General features: G+C 61.4%; 26 protein-coding genes and 1 tRNA gene. 15 read left to right on the top strand and 12 right to left on the bottom strand.

The genetic code is table 11. The annotated features are described in order from the left end of the window. Positions 1–32: 32 nt before the first annotated feature. Positions 33–1,565, top strand: a complete 1,533-nt coding sequence (locus NKJ94_RS15030; protein WP_352526036.1) for a peptidoglycan DD-metalloendopeptidase family protein — start codon at positions 33–35, stop codon at positions 1,563–1,565. 153 nt (positions 1,566–1,718) lie between these two features. Here the strand turns inward: NKJ94_RS15030 and NKJ94_RS15025 are convergent, their stop codons facing one another. Together NKJ94_RS15025 and NKJ94_RS15020 are read right to left on the bottom strand one after the other, a co-directional pair. Then, entirely contained in the window at positions 1,719–2,594 is an 876-nt protein-coding gene (locus NKJ94_RS15025; RefSeq protein ID WP_352526035.1) for an ATP-binding protein, read from the bottom strand. Positions 2,595–2,649: 55 nt separating this feature from the next. Then, positions 2,650–2,964, bottom strand: a complete 315-nt coding sequence (locus tag NKJ94_RS15020) for a hypothetical protein (protein WP_352526230.1) — start codon at positions 2,962–2,964, stop codon at positions 2,650–2,652. Between NKJ94_RS15020 and yajC the strand changes: the two genes are divergently transcribed. Genes yajC through NKJ94_RS15000 form a run of 4 tightly spaced genes read left to right on the top strand, consistent with a single transcriptional unit; the run spans position 2,870 to position 7,100 of the window. Then, a complete protein-coding gene (gene yajC, locus NKJ94_RS15015) occupies positions 2,870–3,208 on the top strand; it encodes a preprotein translocase subunit YajC (RefSeq protein WP_352526034.1) in 339 nt (112 codons plus the stop codon). The genes NKJ94_RS15020 and yajC overlap by 95 nt on opposite strands. Before the next feature lie 51 nt (positions 3,209–3,259). After that, the gene (gene secDF / locus NKJ94_RS15010) at positions 3,260–5,812 is read left to right on the top strand and encodes a protein translocase subunit SecDF (RefSeq protein ID WP_352526033.1); all 2,553 of its coding nucleotides are present in this window, start codon (positions 3,260–3,262) and stop codon (positions 5,810–5,812) included. Positions 5,813–5,857: 45 nt separating this feature from the next. After that, a complete protein-coding gene (locus NKJ94_RS15005; RefSeq protein WP_352526032.1) occupies positions 5,858–6,247 on the top strand; it encodes an Mth938-like domain-containing protein in 390 nt (129 codons plus the stop codon). A 25-nt stretch (positions 6,248–6,272) separates the two neighbouring features. After that, positions 6,273–7,100 (top strand): phytoene/squalene synthase family protein, encoded by an 828-nt coding sequence (locus tag NKJ94_RS15000; RefSeq protein WP_502904205.1) that lies wholly within the window; start codon positions 6,273–6,275, stop codon positions 7,098–7,100. A 26-nt stretch (positions 7,101–7,126) separates the two neighbouring features. Here NKJ94_RS15000 and trmFO read toward each other — a convergent pair whose 3' ends face one another. The 3 genes from trmFO to NKJ94_RS14985 all read right to left on the bottom strand — a co-directional run bounded on the left by trmFO (position 7,127) and on the right by NKJ94_RS14985 (position 9,235). After that, positions 7,127–8,536 carry a methylenetetrahydrofolate--tRNA-(uracil(54)-C(5))-methyltransferase (FADH(2)-oxidizing) TrmFO gene (gene trmFO, locus NKJ94_RS14995; protein ID WP_352526030.1) on the bottom strand — a complete coding sequence of 470 codons (1,410 nt, stop codon included), beginning with the start codon at positions 8,534–8,536 and terminating at the stop codon, positions 7,127–7,129. 369 nt (positions 8,537–8,905) lie between these two features. Beyond that, positions 8,906–9,046: a DUF1127 domain-containing protein gene (locus NKJ94_RS14990; RefSeq protein ID WP_352526029.1), complete on the bottom strand. Its 141-nt coding sequence runs from the start codon at positions 9,044–9,046 to the stop codon at positions 8,906–8,908. A 48-nt stretch (positions 9,047–9,094) separates the two neighbouring features. Further along, positions 9,095–9,235: a DUF1127 domain-containing protein gene (locus NKJ94_RS14985; RefSeq protein ID WP_091596947.1), complete on the bottom strand. Its 141-nt coding sequence runs from the start codon at positions 9,233–9,235 to the stop codon at positions 9,095–9,097. Between the two features lie 223 nt (positions 9,236–9,458). Here NKJ94_RS14985 and NKJ94_RS14980 point away from each other — a divergent pair, with 223 nt between their 5' ends. The 4 genes from NKJ94_RS14980 (at position 9,459) to NKJ94_RS14965 (ending at position 12,862) form a co-directional block, all read left to right on the top strand. After that, positions 9,459–10,577, top strand: a complete 1,119-nt coding sequence (locus NKJ94_RS14980) for a DUF2157 domain-containing protein (protein ID WP_352526028.1) — start codon at positions 9,459–9,461, stop codon at positions 10,575–10,577. Then, the gene (locus NKJ94_RS14975; protein ID WP_352526027.1) at positions 10,574–11,158 is read left to right on the top strand and encodes a GDYXXLXY domain-containing protein; all 585 of its coding nucleotides are present in this window, start codon (positions 10,574–10,576) and stop codon (positions 11,156–11,158) included. The genes NKJ94_RS14980 and NKJ94_RS14975 overlap by 4 nt, the downstream gene beginning before the upstream one ends. Positions 11,159–11,412: 254 nt before the next feature. Then, entirely contained in the window at positions 11,413–11,640 is a 228-nt protein-coding gene (locus NKJ94_RS14970) for an aromatic amino acid lyase (protein WP_352526026.1), read from the top strand. Further along, a complete protein-coding gene (locus NKJ94_RS14965; protein WP_352526214.1) occupies positions 11,606–12,862 on the top strand; it encodes an aromatic amino acid lyase in 1,257 nt (418 codons plus the stop codon). The genes NKJ94_RS14970 and NKJ94_RS14965 overlap by 35 nt, the downstream gene beginning before the upstream one ends. A gap of 10 nt (positions 12,863–12,872) precedes the next feature. Here the strand turns inward: NKJ94_RS14965 and NKJ94_RS14960 are convergent. Continuing rightward, positions 12,873–12,957: transfer RNA gene (locus NKJ94_RS14960), tRNA-Leu, on the bottom strand. Positions 12,958–13,300: 343 nt separating this feature from the next. Between NKJ94_RS14960 and tig the strand changes: the two genes are divergently transcribed. From tig to NKJ94_RS14930, 6 genes are all read left to right on the top strand, one after another. Further along, a complete protein-coding gene (gene tig / locus NKJ94_RS14955) occupies positions 13,301–14,776 on the top strand; it encodes a trigger factor (RefSeq protein ID WP_352526212.1) in 1,476 nt (491 codons plus the stop codon). A gap of 160 nt (positions 14,777–14,936) precedes the next feature. Continuing rightward, the gene (locus NKJ94_RS14950) at positions 14,937–15,461 is read left to right on the top strand and encodes a hypothetical protein (protein WP_352526025.1); all 525 of its coding nucleotides are present in this window, start codon (positions 14,937–14,939) and stop codon (positions 15,459–15,461) included. A 213-nt stretch (positions 15,462–15,674) separates the two neighbouring features. Then, positions 15,675–16,028 carry a c-type cytochrome gene (locus tag NKJ94_RS14945; RefSeq protein WP_502896101.1) on the top strand — a complete coding sequence of 118 codons (354 nt, stop codon included), beginning with the start codon at positions 15,675–15,677 and terminating at the stop codon, positions 16,026–16,028. A gap of 146 nt (positions 16,029–16,174) precedes the next feature. Continuing rightward, positions 16,175–17,110, top strand: coding sequence for a heme o synthase (locus NKJ94_RS14940; protein ID WP_352526022.1), 936 nt, complete (start codon positions 16,175–16,177; stop codon positions 17,108–17,110). Between the two features lie 251 nt (positions 17,111–17,361). Then, complete coding sequence (locus NKJ94_RS14935; protein ID WP_352526020.1) at positions 17,362–18,174, top strand: class I SAM-dependent methyltransferase; 813 nt, start codon at positions 17,362–17,364, stop codon at positions 18,172–18,174. Between the two features lie 483 nt (positions 18,175–18,657). After that, positions 18,658–19,476: a DUF2189 domain-containing protein gene (locus NKJ94_RS14930; protein ID WP_352526019.1), complete on the top strand. Its 819-nt coding sequence runs from the start codon at positions 18,658–18,660 to the stop codon at positions 19,474–19,476. A 60-nt stretch (positions 19,477–19,536) separates the two neighbouring features. Here NKJ94_RS14930 and NKJ94_RS14925 read toward each other — a convergent pair whose 3' ends face one another. The 6 genes from NKJ94_RS14925 to coxB all read right to left on the bottom strand — a co-directional run bounded on the left by NKJ94_RS14925 (position 19,537) and on the right by coxB (position 24,682). Beyond that, a complete protein-coding gene (locus tag NKJ94_RS14925; protein WP_352526018.1) occupies positions 19,537–20,010 on the bottom strand; it encodes an aminoacyl-tRNA deacylase in 474 nt (157 codons plus the stop codon). Between the two features lie 144 nt (positions 20,011–20,154). Further along, positions 20,155–20,559 (bottom strand): cytochrome C oxidase subunit IV family protein, encoded by a 405-nt coding sequence (locus tag NKJ94_RS14920; RefSeq protein WP_352526017.1) that lies wholly within the window; start codon positions 20,557–20,559, stop codon positions 20,155–20,157. Between the two features lie 10 nt (positions 20,560–20,569). Then, positions 20,570–21,292, bottom strand: a complete 723-nt coding sequence (locus tag NKJ94_RS14915; protein ID WP_352526015.1) for a heme-copper oxidase subunit III family protein — start codon at positions 21,290–21,292, stop codon at positions 20,570–20,572. Positions 21,293–21,305: 13 nt separating this feature from the next. Then, positions 21,306–22,010, bottom strand: a complete 705-nt coding sequence (locus NKJ94_RS14910) for a cytochrome c oxidase subunit 3 (protein ID WP_352526013.1) — start codon at positions 22,008–22,010, stop codon at positions 21,306–21,308. After that, complete coding sequence (ctaD, locus tag NKJ94_RS14905) at positions 22,007–23,776, bottom strand: cytochrome c oxidase subunit I (RefSeq protein ID WP_352526011.1); 1,770 nt, start codon at positions 23,774–23,776, stop codon at positions 22,007–22,009. The genes NKJ94_RS14910 and ctaD overlap by 4 nt, the downstream gene beginning before the upstream one ends. A gap of 21 nt (positions 23,777–23,797) precedes the next feature. Then, positions 23,798–24,682: a cytochrome c oxidase subunit II gene (gene coxB / locus NKJ94_RS14900; protein WP_352526009.1), complete on the bottom strand. Its 885-nt coding sequence runs from the start codon at positions 24,680–24,682 to the stop codon at positions 23,798–23,800. Between the last annotated feature and the right edge of the window lie 121 nt (positions 24,683–24,803).

Raw genomic sequence — 24,803 nt, 5'->3', positions numbered from 1 at the left:
TCAGTTGTACCGGGTCTGTGCGGGTTAGTGCGATGCAATTCAGTGTTTTGAAGGCAAACGGACGCAATCTGGCGCGTGGCTGCGCCGTCCTCATGATCGCAGGCGCTGCGACGGGGTGTAGTTCCCAGGTGGCGCGGTTCAACAGCGTCGACGACGTGTTCACCGCCTCGACCAACAACCAGCGCGCCATCATCGACAAGCAGGATGCTGCCCAGCCCTATCCGGGCGATGTTGCGGCCGCCCCGATCGACGGCAGCCACACCCAGTCGGTCAGCCGCTCAAGCCTCGAACCGGTTACGGCACAGCAACTGCCGCCGCCGGCTCCCGCCCTGGCCCCTGCCGCCCGCCCGGTGCGTACCGCTGCCGCGCCGGCCCTGACGCCTGCCGCTCCTCGTGTCGACAGGACGGCAACCGGCACCGTTGCTCCGGCGGCAAGGCCGTTCAAGAACGCCGAGCCCGACGCGCCGCGCATGGCGACGGCCGCCGGCGCACCGCATGCAACCGAGATCGTCGTCAAGGATGGCGAGACCATTTCCGGCCTGTCGCGGCGCTACGGCGTGCCGGCCGATGCCATCATGAAAGTCAACGGGCTGAGCGCGACCAAAGGGCTGAAGACCGGCCAGAAGCTCGTCATCCCGGCCTATGCTTACTCGAGCAACGGCGCCGCGCCGAAAGTCGCCGACGCCAAGCCCACGAACGGCACCAGGCACGACCAGCCGGCCGACGCGCCGGAGAAGGTGGCCGTGCTGCCGCAGCAGCCGAAGCTCAGGGAAGGCAAGTCTGCCGCGCAGGTGGATGCCTCGGCCGCCGCAAGCCAGCCGAAGGATGGAAAGACTGCGCTCAAAACAGCCTCGGCGATGGCCAAGCCGGCCGGTGCCGGCGGCACTTACACGGTACAGCAAGGCGATACGCTGTCCGCCATCGCCAGAAAGACCGGCGTCGGCGTCGTTGCGCTGAAACAGGCGAACGGCATGCAGGACGGGCTGCTCAAGATCGGCCAGACCCTGAAAGTGCCGGCCGGCGGAACCGCTGTTGTCGCCGGCGCGAAGCCGGCAAAGGTCGATCCGGTGACGACGGCCACCACTCAGCCACCGGCCAAGACAACGCCGACGCAGACGCTCGCCTCCTACACGCCGCCAAAGAAGGATGCGAAAGTCATCCAGCAGGCCGAGGACGACGATGCGGTGGCGCCGGATGCAACCGGCATCGGCAAGATGCGCTGGCCGGTGCGCGGCCGCGTGATTTCAAGCTTCGGCGGCGGCAAGGACGGCGTCGACATCGCCGTGCCTGAGGGAACGCCGGTCAAGGCAGCCGAAAATGGCGTCGTCATCTATGCCGGCGATGGCCTCAAGGAATTCGGCAACACGGTGCTGGTGCGTCACGAAAACGGTCTGGTCACCGTCTACGGCCATGCCAGCTCGATCGAGGTGCAGCGCGGCCAAAAGGTCAAGCGCGGCCAGGAAATCGCCCTGTCCGGCATGAGCGGCACCACCGACTCGCCGAAACTGCATTTCGAAGTGCGCAAGAACTCGGCGCCGGTCGATCCGTCAGGCTATCTCGAATAGAGAAAAAGCGACTTGCGGGCCGCCTGACCTTCAGCCCGCCGAAGAAGTCCGCTCCGCAAGGTGCGGGCTTCTTCTGTTGCTTTTCTGGACCATGATCTAGTCCGAAACCGGGCTCCTTTTTTGCTACGCTGACCTTCGGTTCGGGATCATGGTCTAGTCCTTGAGCGACTTGCCGAGCCGGCCTGCCAGATCCTGGGTGAATTGCCAGGCGACGCGGCCCGAACGGCTGCCGCGCGTTGTCGCCCATTCCAGCGCCTCGGCGCGCAGCGTCTCGGGATCGATGGCGAGATCGTGATGGCGGACATAGCCGTCGATCATGTCGAGATATTCGTCCTGCGAACATTTGTGGAAGCCAAGCCACAGGCCGAAGCGGTCCGACAGCGAAACCTTTTCCTCGACCGCTTCCGACGGGTTGATCGCGGTCGAGCGCTCATTGTCGATCATGTCGCGCGGCAACAGATGTCGCCGGTTCGAGGTGGCATAGAAGATGACATTGGCCGGGCGGCCCTCGACGCCGCCTTCAAGTGCTGCCTTCAGCGATTTGTAGGACGTGTCGTCATGGTCGAATGACAGGTCGTCGCAAAACAGGATGAAGCGGAAGGGTGCTGCCTTCAGCAGGCCCATCAGCTTCGGCAGCGTGTCGATGTCTTCGCGATGGATCTCGATCAGCTTGAGCGGAAGGTCTAGCTTCGCCGAGGCGTTGACCGAGGCGTGCACTGCCTTGACCAGCGACGATTTGCCCATGCCGCGCGCGCCCCACAACAGCACGTTGTTGGCGGCGTAGCCTGAGGCGAAGCGCTCGGTGTTGTCGACCAGTATGTCGCGGACTCGGTCGACGCCGCGGATCAGGCCGATATCGACGCGGTTGACCTTGCGCACCGGTTCCAGATAGCCAGGATCGGCCTGCCAGACGAAGCAATCGGCCTCGCCTAGGTCGGTTTGAGGCACCGGCGGCGAGGCGAGGCGGGCGACCGCCTCGATCAGGCGGTCGAGCTTCTGGTTCAGGATAGCGATGGTGCTGTCGGTCATCTCTTATCTTTTTTGTTCGCGTTCAGGACGGTGCGGCAGGGCAACCTACCTGATTTCAGCGGTTTCGAAACTCGTGCCAAGCATTTGTTCGGGCATGATCTTTTGCGAAAACCGAGCGTCGCTTTTCGGGATCACCCTCTAACACGGCTCGCCAGGCCGGAAAAGCAGCCGATTTGCCCGGCCGCGCAGTTGCATTGGCAACTTTACCGACTATATTCCGGCCAAATTTGGCGGGGCCGCCTTGCGGCTGTTTTTCAAAGTTCAGGAGTACCTCGATGTTCGTGACACCGGCATACGCCCAAGGCATCGGCGGGGACTCGTCCGCAATGTTTATCCAGATCGTGCCGTTTGCTCTGATTTTCGTGATCATGTATTTTCTGATCATCCGGCCGCAGCGCACGCAGCTGAAGAAGCGCGGCGAGATGCTGGCGGCGGTTCGCCGCGGCGACACCGTTGTCACCGGCGGCGGTTTGGTCGGCAAGGTAACCAAGGTGATCGACGACAACGAGCTCGAGATCGACCTTGGCGGCACCAAGGTGACGGCGCTGCGCTCGACGCTTGCCGACGTGCGCGTCAAGGGCGAGCCGGTGGCGAACCAGAACGCCAAGAAATAACCGAATTGTCGGCGGAACGATCCGCCAGTACGCCCTGACGGACGACGCCATATGCTTTACTTTTCGCGCTTCAAGATGATCCTGATCTGGCTGGCCGTGGCCGCCACAGTGGTCCTCGCTGCGCCCAACCTTTTTTCTGCCAGCACGCTGGCCAAGCTTCCCGACTGGGTGCCGAAGCGGCAGATGACGCTCGGCCTCGACCTGCAGGGAGGCTCGCATATCCTGCTCAGGATGGATCCGAACGATCTGATCAAAGATCGGCTGGAGACGACGCGCGACGAAATCAGGACGCTGCTGCGCGATGCCAAGATCGGCTATACCGGCCTTGCCGGAACGGGCCGCACGGTGCAGGTCCGCATCACCGATCCCGCACAGATCGACGCTGCCAAGAAGGCGTTGAAGACGTTGACCGATCCGGTGGCGGCCGGCTTGTTCAGCGGCGGCTCGATCCAGGAGATGACGCTGGATGATTCCGAGCCCGGCCTGCTCAAGTTCACCGTCACCGATGCGGGCATCAAATATCGTACTTCGGCAGCGCTGACGCAGTCGATCGAGGTCGTCGGCCGCCGCGTCAATGAACTCGGCACGACCGAGCCGATCGTCCAGCGGCAAGGTGACGACCGCATCCTGGTGCAGGTGCCGGGTCTCCAAGACCCGCAACGGCTGAAGGAAATTCTTGGCCAGACCGCCAAGCTGACCTTCCAGATGGTCGACCAATCGATGCCGGTGCAGGACGCGCTGAACGGCCGTCCGCCGCCGGGATCCTCGGTGCTGTATTCGCAGGACGACCCGCCGGTTCCGTATCTGATCGAGAACCGCGTCATCGTTTCGGGTGAAAACCTCGTCGATGCCCAGGCGACGTTCAACTCCCAGAACAACGAGCCGGTTGTTTCGTTTCGCTTCGATTCGAAAGGGGCGCAGCGGTTCGGCCAGGCGACATCACAGAACGTCGGCAAGCTGTTTGCCATCATCCTCGACAATCAGGTGATTTCGGCACCGCAGATCCGCGAACCGATCCCCGGCGGCACCGGCCAGATATCGGGGAATTTCACCGCTGAGAGCGCCAACGACCTCGCCGTGCTGCTGCGCGCCGGCGCCTTGCCGGCGACGCTGACGGTGATCGAGGAGCGCACGGTGGGCCCTGGCCTCGGACAGGATTCCATTCATGCCGGCAAAGTCGCCGGCATCATCGGTTCGATCCTGGTTGTGGCGTTCATGTTCGTCGCCTACGGCTTCTTCGGCTTCCTCGCCAACATCGCGCTGGCGGTGCATGTGGCGATGATCGTCGGGCTGCTGTCGCTGCTTGGAGCGACGCTGACCTTGCCCGGTATCGCCGGTATCGTACTGACCATCGGCATGGCGGTCGATTCCAACGTGCTGATCTATGAACGCATCCGCGAGGAGCGACGTGCCGGCCGCTCGGTCATCCAGGCGATCGATACCGGTTTCAGCAAGGCGCTGGCCACAATCGTCGATTCCAACGTCACCTCGCTGATCGCGACCGTGGTGCTGTTCTATCTCGGCACCGGGCCGGTGAAGGGCTTTGCCGTCACCTATGCCATCGGCATCCTGACCACGGTCTTCACCGCCTTCACCTTCACCCGCCTGCTGGTGTCGATCTGGCTTCGCCGGGCCCGTCCGAAGGAGTTGCCGCGGGCGCCTGTGACTTTCGTTCCGCCCGGAACGAAAATTCCGTTTATGGGCATCCGCCGCTGGACGTTCACGCTGTCCAGCGTGCTTTCAGTCCTGTCGGTCGTCGGGTTCATGACCATCGACATCAATTACGGCATCGATTTCAAGGGCGGCTCGCTGATCGAGGTGCAGTCCAAGACCGGCAATGCCGATCTGGCCGACATCCGCGGCAGGCTGACGGAACTCAATATCGGTGAGGTGCAGGTTCAGCAGTTCGGCGAGCCGAACGACGTGCTGATCCGCGTCGGTACGCAGGAGGGCGGCGAGAATGCCGAGCAGACCGTCATCGACAAGGTGCGCGGCGAACTGCAAGACCAGTACGATTTCCGCCGCGTCGAAGTGGTGGGGCCGACGGTCTCAGGCGAGCTTGCCAAGCAAGGCACCATCGCCATGCTTGTCGCGCTGCTCGGCATCCTGATCTATGTCTGGTTCCGCTTCGAATGGCAGTTCGCGGTCGGCGCCATCGTTGCGACTGTGCACGACGTGGTCATGACGATCGGCTTCTTCGTCATCACCGGCCTGGAATTCAACCAGTCGTCGCTGGCGGCGATCCTCACCATCATTGGCTATTCGCTCAACGATACGATCGTCGTCTATGACCGCGTTCGGGAGGATCTGCGAAAATATAAGCGAATGCCGCTGCCGCAACTGCTGAACAACGCCATCAACGAGACGCTGTCGAGGACGACGCTGACCTCGGTGACGACGATCCTGGCGCTGCTGGCGCTAGTGCTGTTCGGCGGCGAGGTGATCCGCTCGTTCACCATGGCGATGCTGTTCGGCGTCGTGTTCGGCACCTATTCGTCGATCTTTATTGCCGCGCCGCTGCTCATTCTGTTCAAGTTGCGGCCGCAGGCCACAGCGTCGGACGAGGAAAAGCCGGTGGGCGGCGGCAAAGCCATAGCCACCTGACGGCCCGCCGCACGGCTTGCCGCGCCAGTTAGAATCGGACCACTAGTGGCCAAAGTCATCGTCATCCGCGAGGCGCATTTCCCCGGCCGCGCACCGATCGAGGCTTACGGCAATGGCGGCTTCCGTTTTGCCGACATGTCGCATCGCGGCTCGTTGCTGTGTCTGCCTTCGGGCATCTATGGCTGGGAACCGGCCGATCCGCTGGCGCTGACGGCAGCGGATTTCACCAAGCTGTTTAACGAGGCCGACAAGGTCGAGATCCTGCTGGTCGGCAGCGGCAAGGATCTGAGGCCATTGCCTGCCGCGCTGCGTGCTGCGCTGAAGGAGGCAGGCATTTCCGCCGATCCGATGTCGACCGGGGCGGCCGTGCGGACCTACAATGTGCTGCTGGCGGAAGACCGCGCCGTGGCCGCAGCACTCATCGCCGTCGACTGACGTGGCCGAAAACACCAATATCGTCATGGAAGCGGTGCGTGCCGCCGACCACGACCGCTATCTCACCGCCCTCTATGCGCCCGAAGACAAGCGGGACGCGCTGTTTTCGCTCTATGCCTTCAACGCCGAAATCGCCGGCATCCGCGATCGCATCCGCGAAGCGCTGCCGGGTGAAGTCCGGCTGCAATGGTGGCGGGATGTCATCGCCGCCGAAGAGGATGGGGCGGGGGTTGGCCATCCTGTGGCGGACGCGCTGAAGGCGACGATTTCCGCTCACCGCCTGCCGAAGGCGGCTTTCGAGAATATGCTCGAAGCGCGCATATTCGATCTCTATGACGACCCGATGCCATCGCGCACCGATCTCGAAGGCTATTGCGGCGAGACTGCCGCCGCGCTCATCCAGCTTGCGGCGATGGTGCTCGACCCGGTCGAAGCACCGCGTTTTGCCGAACTGGCCGGCAGGGCAGGTTGTGCGCAGGCGATGACCGGTCTGCTGCTTCTGCTGCCGCTGCATCGCAAGCGGGGACAGTGCTTTGTCCCGGCCGACATTTTGGCTGCGGCGGGGTCGTCGGCGCGAGAATTCGTCAGCGGTGATGGCGGGCCAGCCGCGGAACGCGTCGTTGCCGCGATGATCGCTCTGGCACGGGAGCATCTTTCCGCCTTCGAGCAGGGGGCTTCCGCTTTGCCGGTTTCATTGCGTCCGGCGTTTCTGCCGCTGGCTCTGTCGAGCGCCTACCTCGACAGAATAGAGAATGCCCGCCGCTCGCCTCTCAAGGATGTGGCTCGGCTCTCAGCCTTGCGCCGGCATTGGCTTTTGTTCCGGCGCGCCACGCAAGGCTGGCCGGCCGCATAGAGGCTGCCGCGTAACCAACCCGACAGTTATTCCGCAGCTTCCGCCCGAAAAGGCAACCCCAGCCATTCGCGGCAGTCGGCAAGCGCGCGCGATGTCACCGCGTGCCGCTTGGCGACCGTCTTGTCCTTGCCGCGCAGCCGCTTGCCCTCGATCTTTGGCGCGTCCACCGGCGGGAACAGGCCGAAATTGACGTTCATCGGCTGGAAGGAGCGCTTTCCCGGCTCGTCATCGGAGACAATATGGCCACCGGTGATATGGTTGAGCAATGCGCCGAAGGCGGTGGTCAAGGGCGGCAGCGACGGTGTATTGCCAAGCCTTTCGGCGGCGGCAAAACGCCCGGCAAGCAGGCCGATGGCGGCACTCTCGACATAGCCTTCGCAGCCGGTGATCTGGCCGGCAAAACGCAAGCCGGGCCGCGACTTCAACTGCAGCGAAGCGTCGAGCAGCGTCGGCGAATTGATGTAGGTGTTGCGGTGCAGGCCGCCGAGGCGGGCGAATTCGGCGTTTTCCAGCCCGGGAATGGTGCGGAATATGCGCACCTGCTCAGCGTGCTTCAGCTTGGTCTGGAAGCCGACCATATTGTAGAGCGTGCCCAGCGCATTGTCCTGGCGAAGCTGGACGACGGCATAGGCCTTTACAGACGGATTGTGTGCATTGGTCAGCCCCATCGGCTTCATCGGTCCGTAGCGCAGCGTCTCGACGCCACGCTCGGCCATCACCTCGATCGGCAGGCAGCCGTCGAAATAGGGCGTGCCTTCCCATTGCTTGAATTCGGTCTTCTGGCCGTCGACTAGCGCCTGTACGAAAGCAAGGTACTGCTCCTTGTCCATCGGGCAATTGATGTAATCCTTGCCGGTGCCGCCGGGGCCGACCTTGTCGTAGCGCGACTGGAACCAGCAAATGTCCATGTCGATCGTGTCGAAATGGACGATTGGAGCGATGGCGTCGAAAAAGGCGAGCGCGTCGGCGCCGGTCACTTCCGCGATCGACTGGGCGAGCGACGGCGCGGTCAGTGGGCCGGTGGCAACGATCGCCTGGTCCCAATCTGCCGGCGGCAGGCCTGGCACTTCCTCACGCTGGATGGTGATGAGCGGGTGCGCTTCGAGCTTTCTGGTCACCGCTTCGGAAAACCCGTCGCGGTCGACGGCTAGCGCACCGCCGGCCGGCACCTGATGCGCGTCGCCGGCGCTCATGATCAGCGAACCGGCGAGCCGCATTTCGGCGTGCAGCAGGCCGACGGCATTGGCTTGCGCATCGTCGGAGCGGAAGGAATTGGAACAGACGAGCTCGGCCAGCCCGTCGGTCTTGTGCGCATCGGTGCCGCGGATAGGACGCATTTCATGCAGGACAACGGGAACGCCGGCTTCGGCCGCCTGCCAAGCGGCTTCGGAGCCGGCGAGACCGCCGCCGATGACGTGAATGGGATTCTTGTTCATGAGCGCCGAAATAAGGCCTTGGCGCGGCGATTGCAATTGCCAGGCGTGGCACCGCAAGTGGGCTGCTGGGAAAGACTGCCCAAAACAACAACACCCGCCGGGGGAGGAGGTCCGGCGGGTGTCGTTTTGCTGGCCGATCCTCGGGAGGAGGTGAAGATCGACCGGATTCGTCATCGCCGGGGAGGAGGTCGGCTTTGACGAAAATCATTTCGCCATTTGAAAGGGCGCGAAACCCTTTTTGAGAACAACGCCCGCCGGGGGAGGAGGTCCGGCGGGCGCCGTTTTGGTGGTCAACCCTCGGGAGGAGGTGAAGGCTGACCGTATCCGTCAGGGTCGGGGAGGAGGTCGACCCTGGCGAAATTCCTGTGGCTAGATCGCCCTGCGAGCGACCATCTTGATCTCGTCGCGGACGATGCCGAGATCATGAAGCTGGCGGTTCGACAGGCGACCCAGCTCGGTAACCGTCTCGCGGTAGACGCGCCAGTTACAATAGTTGCGGATCAGGTTCATTGTCGTTCTCTTTTCAAAACTGGTTCGGACCATTTGCGGTCCGAAGGATTAGACCGCCTTGCGGGCGACGTAATGAATGTCGCTGCGGCTGATGCCGAGGTCGGTCAGTTCACGGGTGCTCAGGCGGCTCAGCTCGGAAACGGTGTCCCGGTAGCGGCGCCAGTTGCGATAGTTGCGGATCAGGTTCATGGTATCTCGTTTCGTCTTTCTTTCGGATCATTCCGTCTTTGTGTGCACCGTGAAAATAGGTGGGGTCATATCGATTTAAAAGCGCTATTGGTGCATGGCAGCAATGCAAATTGTGCAATGCAACATTAACGCGCGCCCAGTTTTCCGCTCAAACCGGAAAATGCCGTCAGGTCAAACGCTTGGGCGGACGAGCTAAAAAAGGGCCAAGCAAAGGGGGAGGGGCATGGCGAGCTATTCGTCACGGGTCAGGTCGGATATCGGGCGATGGCAGCAGGCGGGCCTGATCGACGCGCCGACAGCCGATGCGCTGACGCGCGACGTCGAGGCCAACGAACGCGGGTCGCTGAGCTTCGGCTCGATTCTGGCTATGATGGCGGCGCTGTTGTTCGGCGCGGCTATCCTGATCTTCGTCGCCGCCAACTGGGAAGTCATGCCGCGGCTGGTGCGGGTCGGGGCACTCTTTGCCGTCATCCTTGCCGGCTATGTCGGCGGTGCGGTGCTGAAGATGCGCGACCATACGGCAATCGGCGAAGCGCTATGGATCGTCGCGGCAGCGGCGTTCGGCGGATCGATCGCGCTGATCGGCCAGATGTATCACCTGTCCGGCGACGAGGCGTCGGCCTTGATCACCTGGGGCGGCGGCACGGCGCTGGCGGCGGTTGCGCTGCGCTCGAACCCGCTGACCGTCGCATCGGTCGGCATTGCCGACGCCTGGCTGTTCCTGAAAGGCTTCGATTATTTCAGGCGCACGGAATTCCCGCATTTGTTTGTCGTCATGGCGCTGGTGCTGTTTGCCGTTTCGTTCTGGACGCGCAGCCAGGCGGCGCGCCATTTGATCATCCTGTCGGTCCTCTTCTATCTCGTGCTCCTGGCGATGGACCACGACACGCTGCAGGTCGCGATCCCCTTGGTTGTCGCGTCGGCGCTGCTTTTTGCCGCCGGGATCTTTGCTGCCGAGCCCGTCGACAGGGTCTTGCAACTCGGCGGCCGGCTGCCCTTGCACGCGCTGATCGGGTTTCTCACCGGCCTGGCGATGATCCAATTCGAGCTGGCGGACGAAAGCAGCTACACCAGCGGCTTTGCCATTGCCTCGGCTGTGGCGCTGGCCGGCATCGTCGCCGCGATCGTGCTCGGCGGCCGCGAGAGCCGGGGGCTGCGCTGGGTTGCCTATGCAGGCTTCGCCTTCGAACTCGCCATCATCTATGTGGTGATGCTGCAATCAATGCTCGACACGGCGGGCTTCTTCCTGGCGGCGGCGGTGCTTCTCGGCGTTCTTGCTTTCGTCATCATCCGCATTGAAAAGCGCATGAACACCCCGGACATGACAGGAGCGGCGGCATGATGACGGGCAAAAGACTGATCATCTCGGCGCTGGTTCTGGCGCTCGTCCAGATCGGCTTTTTAAGCTGGATCATCGCCGGCCGCGCGGCCATCCTGCGCGACGGCAAGCAAGTTCTGCTCAAGGTCGAGCCAATCGATCCGCGCGATCTCCTGCGCGGCGACTATATTCGCCTCGGCTACGACATTTCGCGCATACCGTTGAAGCTGATCGGCAACATCCCGGCCGACAAACGGACGACTGACGACACCTCGATCGTGGTCAGGCTGAAGCAGGGCGTCGACGGCTATTGGGGTCCGACCGCGGCATGGTTCGGGCAAGCGCCGGCACCGGCGGCAGCCGATGAAGTCGACATCGTCGGACACGTCTCCGCAGGCTGGGATCTCAACCCGGAAGCAACGGCGATCTCGCCGGATTACGGCATCGAGCGCTTCTATCTGCCGGAAGGCGAGGGGATGGCGATCCAGAACGACATGCGGGTGCGGCCGTTCGGTATCCGTGTGGCGATCGCGGCCAACGGCACGGCGCAGATCAAGGCGCTGGTGGATGGCGACAAGATCCTGTTCGAGGAGCCACTTTACTAGGGTGCGTTGATATTCAGATGATGCCGGCCTGCAAACGGCGGCTTCCTGCGCTTCCGGTGCTCACGTATCCAAACGTACGCTCCGCTCCGGTTCTCAGAACCCACCTGTTTGGTCGCTTCGCGCCCGTCTTCGACTCCGGCTCGGCCTGACCTGAATGTCAACACACCCAAGAAAGCGTGGCTCAGGCGTGGGTTCCGGCTGACGATCACCTCGCCGATATGCGTGAACATCGATTTTGGCGGAGAGCATGGCTCATGGCAATCACCCTGACGATGCGAGAAGACATAAATCTCGACACTGTTTTCCGGGTCGCCTGGAAAAGAGACACGGTGCAGATCAGCAGCGAGGCCTTGCAACGCATTGCCGAGTGCCGCGCCTCGTTCCTGCGTCTCATCGAAACCGACCCGGTGCCGGTCATCTACGGGGTCACCACGGCCATGGGGGGAACTGGCAAGCAGGCGGCTCGAACCTGGGGAGCGTGATCGCCACGCTCGCATCAAGGCATTCGCAGCCGCCACGTCCTTTGGCGAGCCCTTGCCTGATCGGGTGGTCAGGGCGATCGTGTTTGCTCGGCTGACCAATTTCCTTGAGGGAAACGCGGCGACCACACCGCGCATGGCGCTCGCCGTTGCCGCGATGCTGGACGGCGGACCCATGCCTGTGGTGCCGTCCTTAGGTCAGGGCGGGGCCGGCGAGATCCTCGCCCTCTATCCCCTGTTTGCAGGGCTTTCGACGCGCTTCGACCTGGAAGTTAAGGAGCGGGGATCGCTGATCAATGGGTCGCCTTGCGCCGCCGCACTCGTGGCCGACGCGGCTTTGGCGGCGCGCCGCCGCGTGCGCCTGGCCGAAAAAGTCTTTGCGCTTTCGATCGAGGCGTTTCGCGCGCCGCTCGAACATTATGACCCGGCGCTCGATGCACTTTGGGGCGACGAACACGAAGCTGCGGCCCTGCGGGGATTGAGGGAGTTCCTTGTTGGCGCAGGAGACGGGCGCCGCAATTATCAGGCGCCTGTCAGCTACCGCATCGTTCCCCGCATTCTTGGGCATGCCCATCGTGCGTTGTCCGGTGCGGAACGGGCGGCCACGGTGTCGCTGGCCTCAATATCGGACAATCCGGTCTATGTCCCGCCGGATGAGACGCACCCATTCGGCCGCTGCATCAGCACCGGGGGCTATCACAATGCCATGGCGACGCCGGCCCTGGACGATCTGGCGGCGATTTGGGCCGATATCTGCCTGCTCTGCGACCGCCATGCCTCGAAGCTGCTGAACGGCAGGGTGTCTCTGCTACCGGATCTTTTGATGACCGGGCGGCATTGGGCCGACAGTGACGGTCACGGCAATGTCGGCTACGTGCCGATGGCAATCACCGGCTATCTGGAGCAGGCGAAGCTTTCGGCGCAGCGCACGTTCATCCCGGGAACGGAATCGGCCGGCGCCGGGCAGGACGATGTCGCCACGACGGTTTTCCTCGCATGGACGAAGGAAGCACGCGCCGGCCGTTGCCTCGATGCAGCAATGGCGATGCTGGCGGTGATCGCGTCGCAAGCGCTGCATGTCACCGAGCGCGCCGCTCCTCCGGCGCTTCAGTCGTTCGTGGCTGACATCAGGAGCATTGTGCCGCCTGTCGGTTCCGACCGGGTACTGGGACCGGAACTTGCGAAGCTGGCCGAATGGTTCACCGAGCAGGTCATCGAGGAGTAGGCCGTCATATTGGTGCGGATGAAGGGACTCGAACCCCCACGCCTTTCGGCACTGGAACCTAAATCCAGGGCGTCTACCAATTCCGCCACATCCGCGTCGCCCGGCCAATCTCATGTAGCCATCATTCTGTCAATGTCAGAGCCCACATCAGCATCATTGGCCGGAACGCGAAGATGGTTGAAAATCAGCCGCGCCTGTGACAAAAGGCGTGTCGAATGTGACGGAACGCGACGATCCGCTTCTGCAGAATGTGACAAGAAGTAGGAAAAACAAAGACTTATTCACATTTTGGAGCGTATTGCTGGAGGATTTGAGCCGCGTTTGGCGGACAAATCGCCAAGTCCCGCACCAAAAGCCATTCCCGGCAAGATCATACCGGCAGGTTGCGAACGGCAGGGGCCGTTTGGCGGCCTCATTGGTGGAAACAAAGGTTTTATGATGCAGGTCACCGAAACGCTCAACTCCGGTCTCAAGCGCGAGATCAAAATCACCGTGCCGGCCGGTGACATGGAAGCCAAGCTGATGGCGCGGCTTTCGGACGCCAGGAACAAGGTTCGCATCAACGGCTTCCGCCCCGGCAAGGTGCCGGTGCAGCACCTGCGCAAGGTCTATGGCAAGTCGTTCATGGCCGAAGTGGTCAATGAGATCCTCAATGATTCGACCCGTTCGATCATCACCGGGCGCGGCGAAAAGGCCGCCATGCAGCCCGAAGTGATCATGACCGAGGACGAGAAGGAAGCCGAGAAGATCCTGGCCGGCGGCGCCGATTTCGAGTTTCGCCTGAATTACGAGGTCATTCCGCCGATCGAAATCAAGGATTTCTCCGACATCAAGGTGACGCGCCAGGTGTTCGACGTGCCGGATGAGGAGATCGACGAGCAGGTCAAGCGCGTCGCCGAATCCGCTCGCACCTACGAGCCGAAGACCGGCAAGGCCGCCGAGGGCGACCGCGTGACGATCGACTATGTCGGCAAGATCGACGGCGAAGCCTTCAACGGCGGCGCCGGTACCGATCAGCCGCTGGTGCTCGGCTCGAAGGAATTCATCCCCGGCTTCGAGGATCAGCTGATCGGCGGCAAGGCCGGCGATGAGAAGCAGGTCACGGTCACCTTCCCCGAAAACTATCAGGCGGCGCATCTGGCCGGCAAGGAGGCCACTTTCGACGTGACCGTCAAGGAAGTGTCGAAGCCCGGCGCGCTTGAGATCAACGACGAGATGGCCAAGAATCTCGGCCTGGAGTCGCTGGAGCGCCTGCGTGAGGTGGTGCGCGGTCAGATCGAGAACCAGTTCGGCTCGATAACGCGTCAGAAGATCAAGCGCCAGTTGCTCGACCAGCTCGACGCCGCCTACTCGTTCGAGGCGCCGTCCAAGCTCGTCGAGGCCGAGTTCAACAACATCTGGAACCAGGTCAACCGCGATCTCGAAGCCGCCGGCCGCACCTTCGCCGATGAAGAGACGACGGAAGAAGAAGCGCGTGCCGAGTATATGCGGCTTGCCGAACGCCGCGTGCGCCTCGGCCTTGTTCTCGCCGAAATCGGCGAGAAGGCCGGCGTCACCGTGTCGGACGAGGAATTGCAGCGCGGCCTGCTCGAGCAGGTGCGCCGCTATCCGGCCAACCAGCAGCAGGAAGCCTTCGAGTTCTACCGCAGCAACCCCGAAGCGCTGAACACGCTGCGCGCGCCGATGTTCGAAGAGAAGGTGGTCGACCATCTGCTCGGCCAGATCTCGGTCACCGACGTCAAGGTCAGCAAGGAAGAGCTGCTGGCCGACGACGAGGATACGGAGACGACCAAGGCGAAGCCGGCGAAGAAGGCCGCTGCGAAAAAGGCCGACGCCAAGAAGGCCGACGACGACGCTGAAGAGCCCAAGAAAAAGGCCGCACCGAAGAAGAAGGCCGCCAAGGACGCTGAATAACGTCCCTACTGAATTCCGAAAGGCCGCCTTCTCGAGGCGGCCTTTTTCGTTGTGGCGCAGACGCAACGGATTTCACGCATCTGGCGGTCGGGGTGGCGACAGGAAGCTTTGATCATTATCTGCGCTAAGTTGCGGACCGCCGCGGTTGTTGGAGGCATCGTTGAGACAGTTCCTCGGTATCGGAAGCGTGGTTGCGACGGCGTTCCTGCTTGCGTCGGTCTGCGGCATCGCCCAGGCTGATACGGTTCTCGACAACTGGCGGTTCGACAGTGGCAGCGATGGCCTTGTCACCGCCTCGCTTTACGCCACCAACAAGCTCATCACCGGAGGCGGCGCATTGAGCTACAGCCCGGTATTGACGATCGCCTGCCGGACCGCGGGTGAACCGCGCTGGAGCGAATGGCTGCAACTGAACGATGCCGTCTCCGCCAGCCGAACCATCACCATGTCGGTGACTGTCGACCAATCCAGCAAGGTCAACGAAAGCTGGTCGGTTGGCACGCGCGGCAGGATGCTGGTCCGCGACGGCGTCGACGGCGTCAGGCGACTGGTTGCCGCGAACCGGCTGCTGCTGTCCTGGCGGTTCGGGCTGCTCTCAGGGCGCGGTGAAGCCGATTTCGATCTTGCCGGCCTTGAAGAGGCGGTCGGCCGGATCGCCGCCGCCTGCAACACCAAATTGCCTTGAGCAGATTGTCCGCATTAAACCTTTGCATTGTCGAACTCTACCTGCCGGCCGGGTTCTGTGGTATGTAGGTGCCGCAACTCCATAGGCAGTGGATATCCGTTCTGCCGTACAAGAGCGCATGCTGGCGGACTAAATGTCGGCATGCGCAGGTCAGCCAGGGCAAATTGGCGATCAGGGAGGAATGCCATGCGTGCCATTGTGTTTTTTACCGTCATGTCCGTCGCGACCGTCATTGCCGATCCCTCGCGGGCACAGGATGCCGCGGCGGGTGAGAAGGTCTTCGCCAAATGCAAGGTCTGCCACATCGCGGACAAGGACCAGAACAAGATCGGTCCGTCCTTGAACGGCGTCATCGGCCGAACGGCCGGCACGCATCCGGGGTTCAGCTATTCCAAGGCCATGACCGAGGCTGGAAAATCCGGCGTTAAATGGGACGAAGCCACGCTGGCGACCTACCTTCACGATCCCAAGGCGATGGTCAAAGGAACGAAGATGGCATTTCCCGGCCTCAAAAAGGACGAGGACGTCGCCAATGTCATCGCTTATCTGAAGCAATTCTCCAAATAACCCGGTACTTCCGCCGCATCTTGGTATCGCAAACAGGTCGAGGCAGGCCTCGACCGAAATCCACCGGCAGTGTCGATGGGGAGGGCGGCTCGTTGCAAAAAAAACATTGGCCGGCTAGGCTACCGTTCCCATTGGTGGTCGTCTGAATGTCGACTAGAGAAAGCCGTCTCAAGGATACCGGCGTCCGCCTCTCGGAAGCGACGGCCGGCGACTTCTTTGCGCTTTTGAAACCACGGGTCATGGCGCTCGCCGTTTTTACCGCCTTCGTCGGCCTGATGATGGCGCCCGGTGTGATGAATCCGGTTATCGCCGTAATCGCCATCGGCGCAATTGCGGTTGGAGCAGGGGCCGCCGGCGCGCTCAACATGTGGTATGACGCGGACATAGATGCCTTGATGTCTCGCACGTCAAAGCGGCCGATCCCGTCAGGTCGCGTCACGCCTGGCGAAGCTCTCGGCTTCGGCCTGGTGCTTTCCGCACTGTCGGTCATGACGCTCGGCGTGCTGGTGGGATGGCTTGCCGCATCGCTGCTGGCGTTCACCATCTTTTTCTATGTCGTCATCTATACGATGTGGCTGAAACGTTCGACGCCGCAAAACATCGTCATAGGCGGCGCTGCGGGCGCCCTTCCTCCGGTGATCGGTTGGGCGGCTGCAACCGGCGCGATCGGCATTGATAGCGTCATTCTGTTTCTGATCATTTTCCTCTGGACGCCGCCTCATTTCTGGGCGCTGGCCCTCTTCAAGGTCGGCGATTATGCCGCGGCGGGCATCCCGATGATGCCGAATGTGGCTGGCCAGGCCTCGACCAGAAAACAAATCTTCGCCTATTCGCTGCTTCTTGCGCCAATCGGCGTGCTTCCTTGGGCCTTCGGCTTCGCGAGCGGATATTACGGCATTGTTTCGGCCGCATTGGGCGCGGGTTTCATCTGGCATGCCTGGAAGGTCCTCGTCATCGCCGACAAGGAAATGAAGCCAGCAAAGGCGCTGTTTGCCTATTCGATTATTTATCTTTTCGCGATTTTTGCGGCGCTGCTTGCCGACACCATTGCAATGCGAGCGGTCGTGTCAGCCGGCTACTGACGACTTGTTCCCCGCCTTAGGCCGTGGACTCATAAACGCGCAGCCATCGGCGGATGCACGCGGGCGCATCATCAACCCGCCACGTCCATCATGATAGACACCAATAGCCTGATCTTACTTCCGCTTTCGCGGAGCTACGGCCCGACATAGCTGCATATGCTGTTGGACGCCTCTCGGTCGAAAGCGACCCAAAACCAACAATTGTATGCTAGGCTCGCGAGCCAATCAAAACGGACGGCGGGGGATAGCAAATGTTGGAAACGGACAAGGTGTTTGCTGGCTCGATTCCGGAAAATTACGATCGCTATATGGTGCCGTTGATTTTCGAGCCGTTCGCCGCAGGTCTTGCACAGCGAGCAGCGTCCGTTTCGCCCAGGGCCGTCTTGGAAACCGCCGCGGGCACCGGGGTTGTCACCCGCGCACTGGCGCCAAAACTGTCCCCTGACGCAAGCTATATCGTAACCGACCTCAACCAGCCGATGCTCGACTACGCCGCTTCGCGACAAGCTCACGACAGTCGCATCAAATGGCGCCAAGCTGATGCTCTGGCGCTACCGTTTGAAAATGCGGCCTTCGATCTCGTTTGTTGTCAGTTCGGCGCGATGTTCTTTCCCAACCGCTCATCTGCCTACCGCGAAGCAAAGCGAGTCCTGAAGCCCGGAGGACACTTTTTATTCAACGTATGGGATCGCATCGAGGAGAATGTATTTGCGGATGATGTGACGAATGCTCTCGCCAAGATTTTTCCGAACGATCCGCCGCGCTTTCTGGCACGCACGCCGCACGGCTACCACGATACGGCACTGATCCGTAGCGAGCTGGAGGACGCAGGCTTCTCCCGTGTGGTGATCGAGACGAGAGCCGAACAAAGCCGTGCATCCTCGCCGCGCCTTCCGGCCGTTGCTTATTGTCAGGGAACTCTTCTTCGAAACGAAATCGAGGCCAGAGGCGCAGGAGAACTGGAGGCCGCAACCGACTATGCCGCATCTGCGATTGCAGACAAACATGGCAGCGGCGAGGTTGCTGCCAAAATTCAGGCACACGTAATCGTGGCTGTGGTCTAGGTGTTGGAATATCCCGTTCCGGCACTTCGCGACATTCCGCTGCTACGCAGCAGTTGCGTTGCTTTCGGACTGAAACGGACATGAACCGAATTTATGAGTACGCGCCCTAGATGCATCTGGATTAATTCAGCGTTCTAGAGTTGCTGCCCGTCCGAGACTTCGGCTCGGCGATTGGAGAAGTCAAGGCCGACTCAAACATCAGGTTGGCAGTGCACAAAATCCCAGCAACAGCAGAACAACGACGCCAAGGCCGAGTATGAGAACTGTCCTTCCATCCATGACCTTCACCTTCGACTTGAAGAGCATATCGAAGAAAAGCCTCCAGAGCTAGTCGGGCCGCCGAGGCCTTCTTACAAGCGCGACAAGTCCCTCGCATGAGAGTATATTGATGATGGTGCAGGTCGCGGTTTCGCGTGGCCAGTCATGCAAAACGGCAGCACCGTAAAACCGCGACCTTACCGGACCTGGTCTGGAGGAATGGTCATGGCAAGCTTTCACGTGATAGCAGGCGCCAGCGAGACGTTGGAACACACCAGAGTTCGAAAAATCGGTGTCTCCGATCTTTTCGATGCGCTCAGGCGTGGCGTCGACGATTTCATGGTCAAGCCATCGCACATCGTTTTTCTCTGCCTGATCTACCCGCTTGCGGGGGTCGTGCTTGCTGTCTGGACATCAGGCAACAACACGCTGCCATTGCTGTTTCCGCTTGTGTCCGGCTTTGCACTAATTGGTCCGTTCGCGGCGATCGGCCTCTATGAGATCAGCCGGCGACGGGAAGCCGGGCTCGACGCCTCGTGGAGGCACGCCTTTGAGGTCAGGAGTTCTCCGGCGCTGCCGGCTATCGCGGCGGTCGGCATCATGCTGCTTGCGATCTTCATCGCCTGGCTTTTGACGGCCCAGATATTTTACCAGACCCTGTTCGGCCCGGCGCCACCGCAATCGCTCTCCAGCTTCATCAGTGAAATATTCGCCACGGGACGCGGCTGGACGCTCATCATCCTGGGTCACGCCATCGGCTTCGTGTTCGCCGCGGTTGTGTTGTGCACCACGGTCGTCGCCTTCCCGTTGTTGCTCGACCGCGATGTCGGCGCCTACGAAGCCATCCACACCTCGGTGCGCGTTGTCCTGGCCAACCCGATCGTGATGGCGGTGTGGGGCCTTATTGTCGCCGTTGCCCTGATCATCGGCTCGCTGCCAGTGTTCGCCGGGTTGGCAGTCGTGCTGCCAATCCTTGGTCATGCCACCTGGCATGTCTATCGGAAGGTTGTGGAATCGCCGACGGCCACCAGACCGGTGAGCTGAAAAAAATCTGCTCTGCCGCACCGGCGAGAGGGCCGGTGCGGGCAGAGTGGGTCGGAGCTTTCAATAGGCCGGGTGGCTGAAGCGGGCCTGGCGCGCGTCTTTTGTCAGGTCGCGGAAATCCTTGCCGCTCACATGAACCAGCGTCCTGTGGTCGCCGCCCTCGAAATAGATTTCGGGAGCGTCGCCGAGACTTTGATCGACGACCACCGGCACATCATAGGCAGCGCCGATCGGCGGGACAGCCCCGACGTCGCAATCGCCGAACAACGAGATCACCTCGTCTTCGGAGGCCAGTCCAAGAGGCTTGTCCATGACATCCTGCAATGTCGCAAGTTCGATCCTATGCGTGCTTGGAACCACGGCCAGCGCATAGCCACGGTCGTGGTGAACGACCACCGATTTGGCCACTATGCTGCCAGGCACATGTGCCGCAATGGCGGATTGTCTGCTTGTCGCCGTGCGGTGATGCTCGACGGTATCGTAGGAAATTCCTTTCCTATCGATGAAGTCCTTCAGTCTGTTTGCGATGGTCATCTTGGGCGCCCCTTGCTGGTGTTCGCGACGCATGTGGAAACGTCGGCATCGCCTGCCGTTTCCGATACCAACAGAAATGGACCAGCTGCAGATTGTTTCAAGGCGAAGGCTCCAGGACCGGACCGCCTGGATCCGGATTGCATGTCAGGGGCCAGCCCCGAAAAATGCCATTCGGGTGAGAAGCGTGTAGTCCGCTTCGAAGACCATCATCGTCACGAACACCAGCACCAGCACCGGCGGCAGGATGATTGCATATGTCAGCGCCAGCCGTTCCCAGGCCATGTGCATGAAGATGGCGACGATCAACCCTGCCTTGAGGATCATGAAGATCAGGATCAGCGACCATCTGAGATAGCCGTGGAGACCGAAATAGTCGACCAGATAGGAGCAGGTGCTGAGGATGAACAGCCATGCCCAGACCACCAGATAGAGCTTGATCGGGTGCTCCTGATGAACCTCCGCGGGGGTAACGCCGGTCGTCGTCGCATCATGCGTATGGACGCCGTCGAGCGTGTGTTGTCGCAGGCCGTTTGCGGTTGCTTCAGCCATGTTCTGCCTCTCACCAAAGATAGAAAAATGCGAAAATGAACACCCAGACCAGGTCGACGAAATGCCAGTAGAGCCCCATGATTTCGACGTTCTCGTAGCGGCCCCTCCGGCTGGTGAAGAAGCCGGGCCGTCCGACATCGTAATCCCCGCGCCAGACCTTTCGCGCCACGATGATCAGGAAGATGACCCCGATCGTCACATGCGTGCCGTGGAAGCCGGTAATCATGAAGAAGGATGACCCGAACTGTGCAGCGCCCCAGGGATTGCCCCAAGGCCGCACGCCTTCGGTGATCAGCTTGGTCCATTCGAAGGCTTGCATGCCGACGAAGGTCGCGCCGAGTGCTGCGGTCAGAAGCATCAGGACTGCCGTCTTGCGGCGGTTGCGGCGGTAGCCGAAATTCACCGCCATGGCCATCGTTCCGCTGCTCGAGATCAGCACGAAGGTCATGATGGCGATAAGGATCAACGGAATCTCGGAGCCGCCGATGCGCAGGGCAAAGACCTCGCTCGGATTGGGCCACGGCACGCGTGTGGAGATACGCGCGGTCATGTAGGAGAGCAGGAAGCAGCCGAAGATGAAAGTGTCGCTGAGCAGGAAGATCCACATCATGGCCTTGCCCCAGGACACGTTTTTGAACGCGCGCTGATCCGAGGACCAGTCGTCGGCAATGCCTTGCCAGCCTGCCGGCCGCGGCTCCGTTCGGCCGATGTGGGTCAGTGTCGTCTCTGCCATCCGCCCGTTCCTCCTAGGTCAGCAACCCTCGGCAAATGTCGATTAAAGTCGAAGCCCAGCCGGCCAGAAGAGCGAAGATGGCGAGCCAGACGAAAAGCAGGAAATGCCAGTACATGGCGCACAGCTCGACGCTGAGGCGAAGCCGTTGCGGCCGCGCTCCGTTCCAGGCGCCGGCGGTCGTTCTGCCCAGGCCGACCAGCCCTCCCAGTATATGCAGGCCATGCATTCCTGTTAGCAGGTAGAAGAAGCTGTTGGCCGGATTGGAGGCCAGAAAATAGCCATCTGCGCTCAGTTCCCGCCATGCCACAAGCTGTCCAATCAGGAAGGCGAGCGCCGTAAGTCCAGCGGTGGCAAGGCCGAGCCTGACCATGTCCACTTGACCCTTGCGCGCCGCGAGCGAAGCGCACTGCATCGCAATGCTGCTCAAGACCAGTACGCCGGTATTAAGCCAGAGCAGGGGCGGGATGGGCAGCGGCTGCCAGTCCGACAGCGCCATGCGCATGAAATAGGCGCTGGTGAACAGTGCGAACAGGCAGCCGACGACGGCGAGGAAGACGCCGAGCCCGATCTTGGCGGTCGGCAGCGCCGATCCTTCCATACCGACAAAATCCCCGGCCATACCTTGCTCGAGCCATGGCTTGGTCATCAGCCGCTGGTGGGAAAGCCACCAGCCGGCAATACCGGCGATCACGAGCAGGAAGACCAGAATTACGCTCATGCCGGCTCCCTGGAGGGGGCGAACGAGCCCGGAACGTTTTGCGGAATGAAGTCCTCCTTGGCGCCCGGCACGCTGTAGTCATAGGCCCAGCGATAGACGATCGGCAGTTCCTTGCCGAAATTGCCATGGGCCGGAGGTGTTTCGGGCGTCTGCCACTCGAGCGTCGTGGCCCGCCAAGGATTGCCGCCGGCCTCACGGCCATGGCGGATGCTCCAGATCAGATTGAACAGAAACACAATCTGAGCAAAGCCGACGATGAACGCCATGATGCTGATGAACGAGTTCAGGTGGTGCGCCGATTCCGTCATCACCGTCATGTCGGTCAGTTCGTTGTAGCGCCGCGGCACGCCCATCAAGCCGAGATAGTGCATCGGAAAGAAAATCAGGTAGGCGCCAAGGAAAGTGACCCAGAAATGGAACTGGCCCAGTGTTTCGTTCAGCATCCGACCGGTGACCTTCGGATACCAGTGATAGATCGCGCCGAAGATGACGATAATCGGGGCGACGCCCATGACCATATGGAAATGGGCGACGACAAACATCGTGTCCGACAGCGGAACGTCGACGACGACATTGCCGAGGAACAACCCGGTCAACCCGCCATTGACGAAGGTGACGATGAAGGCCAGGGCGAAAAGCATTGGTATGGTGAGATGGATGTCGCCGCGCCACAGCGTCAGCACCCAGTTGTAGACCTTGATGGCTGTTGGAATTGCGATGATCAGTGTCGTGGTGGCGAAGAAAAAGCCGAAATAGGGATGCATGCCACTGACATACATGTGGTGCGCCCAGACCACGAAGCTCAGCGCGCCGATGCCAACGATGGCCCAGACCATCATGCGGTAGCCGAAGATGTTCTTCCGTGCATGGGTGCTGATCAGGTCGGATACGATGCCGAAGGCCGGAAGCGCGACGATATAGACCTCGGGGTGGCCGAAGAACCAGAACAGATGCTGGAACAGGATCGGGCTGCCGCCACCGTGCTGCAATTGTTCGCCCATCTCGACGATAGCCGGCATGAAGAAGCTGGTGCCGAGCGCGCGGTCGAACAGCATCATCACGCAGGCGACGAACAGCGCCGGGAAGGCGAGCAGCGCCATGACAGTGGCGGTGAAAATACCCCAGACAGTGAGCGGAAGGCGCATCAGCGTCATGCCGCGCGTGCGGCCCTGCAGCACCGTCACGACGTAGTTCAAGCCGCCCATGGTAAAGCCGATGATGAACAGGATCAGCGAGACGAGCATCAGGATGATGCCCCAGTCCTGGCCGCCTGGCGTACCGGTCATGATCGCCTGCGGCGGGTAGAGCGTCCAGCCGGCGCCTGTCGGTCCGCCGGGCGCAAAAAAGCTCGACACCAGGACCAGCACGGCAAGCAGGTAGATCCAGTAGCTCAGCATGTTGACATAGGGAAAGACCATGTCGCGAGCGCCAACCATCAGCGGGATCAGGTAGTTGCCGAAGCCGCCCAGGAAGAGTGCCGTGAGCAGGTAGATCACCATGATCATGCCGTGCATTGTGATGAACTGGTAGTAAGCTTCCGGGGTGATGAAATCGAACGTGCCGGGGAAGCCGAGCTGCAGCCGCATCAGCCAGGACAATACCAGCGCCACCAAGCCGATCGCTGTCGCCGTCGCCGAATACTGGATGGCAATGACCTTGGCGTCCTGCGAGAAAACGTATTTCGTCCACCAGCTGTGCGGGTGGTAGAGTTCCATTTCCGCGACTTCGGCTGGCGGGATGGCATCTGCAGGCGTGATATCAACCATAGGAACACCTCCGTGTCCTTTTCAGCGAGACCCGACGGTTTCGAGCTTTGCCGCAATCTTCGAACCTGACGCCGTTGTCTGGCCCAGCGCCTGGCTTGCCGAGCCCGTCTGCTGGGGCGCCGACAGTTGCGCAAACGTCTGCTGCTGGCCGAGCCACGCCAGATAATCCTCCTGCGTATCGACCATGACCACGCCATGCATCATCGGATGTCCCTGGCCGCAGAGTTCGGCACACAGGACCTGAAAGGTTCCGGTCTTGGTCGGCGTGAACCAGAAATAGGTGACTGAGCCCGGGATCATGTCCATCTTGGCGCGGAATTCCGGCACGTAGAAATCGTGCAGCACATCGATCGAGCGGAGCAGCATCTTGACCGGCTTGCCGACCGGCAGATGCAGATCGGCCGCTTCGACCACGACATCGTCCTGGCCGTTGAGATCGGTGGCGATGACGCCGAGCGGATTTTCAGCGTTGACGTCGCGGGTGTCGGATGTGCCGAGCTTACCGTCCTTACCGGGCAGGCGGAAACTCCATTGCCATTGCTGGCCGACGACTTCGACCTCGGTTGCGTCGCTTGGAACGTTGACGAACCGGCTCCAGACGAACAAGCCGGGAATGAGCAAAGCCGTGACACCGACCGCGGTGACGACTGTCAGCCAGGATTCGAGCCGCCTGTTCTCCGGTTCATATGCCGCCTGATTGCCTTCCCGATGACGGAAGCGGAAGACGCAATAGGCCATGAAAAGAACCACGGCGGCGAAGACGACGCCGGTGATCCAGAAAGTTATGATGATGGTGTTGTCGATATAGTCCCAGTTCGAGGCAATCGGCGTCCACCACCATGGGCTCAGGAAGTGGAACAACACCGAGCCCACGACTATCAGAACGAGTACAAGCGCAACGGCCATGTCCCGTTTCCTCCCGGCGATCCAGGGGGCGCAAAGCCGTCCCGGGAAATACCAAGTGCATCATAGCTCGATTTGCGATGAAAATTCTAGAGCCGGCTGTGGGAACGGCAAAAAATACAAT

The organism is Mesorhizobium sp. M0060 (assembly GCF_040323155.1).
Lineage (GTDB): Bacteria > Pseudomonadota > Alphaproteobacteria > Rhizobiales > Rhizobiaceae > Mesorhizobium.
This window is presented reverse-complemented; position numbering and strand designations above follow the sequence as displayed.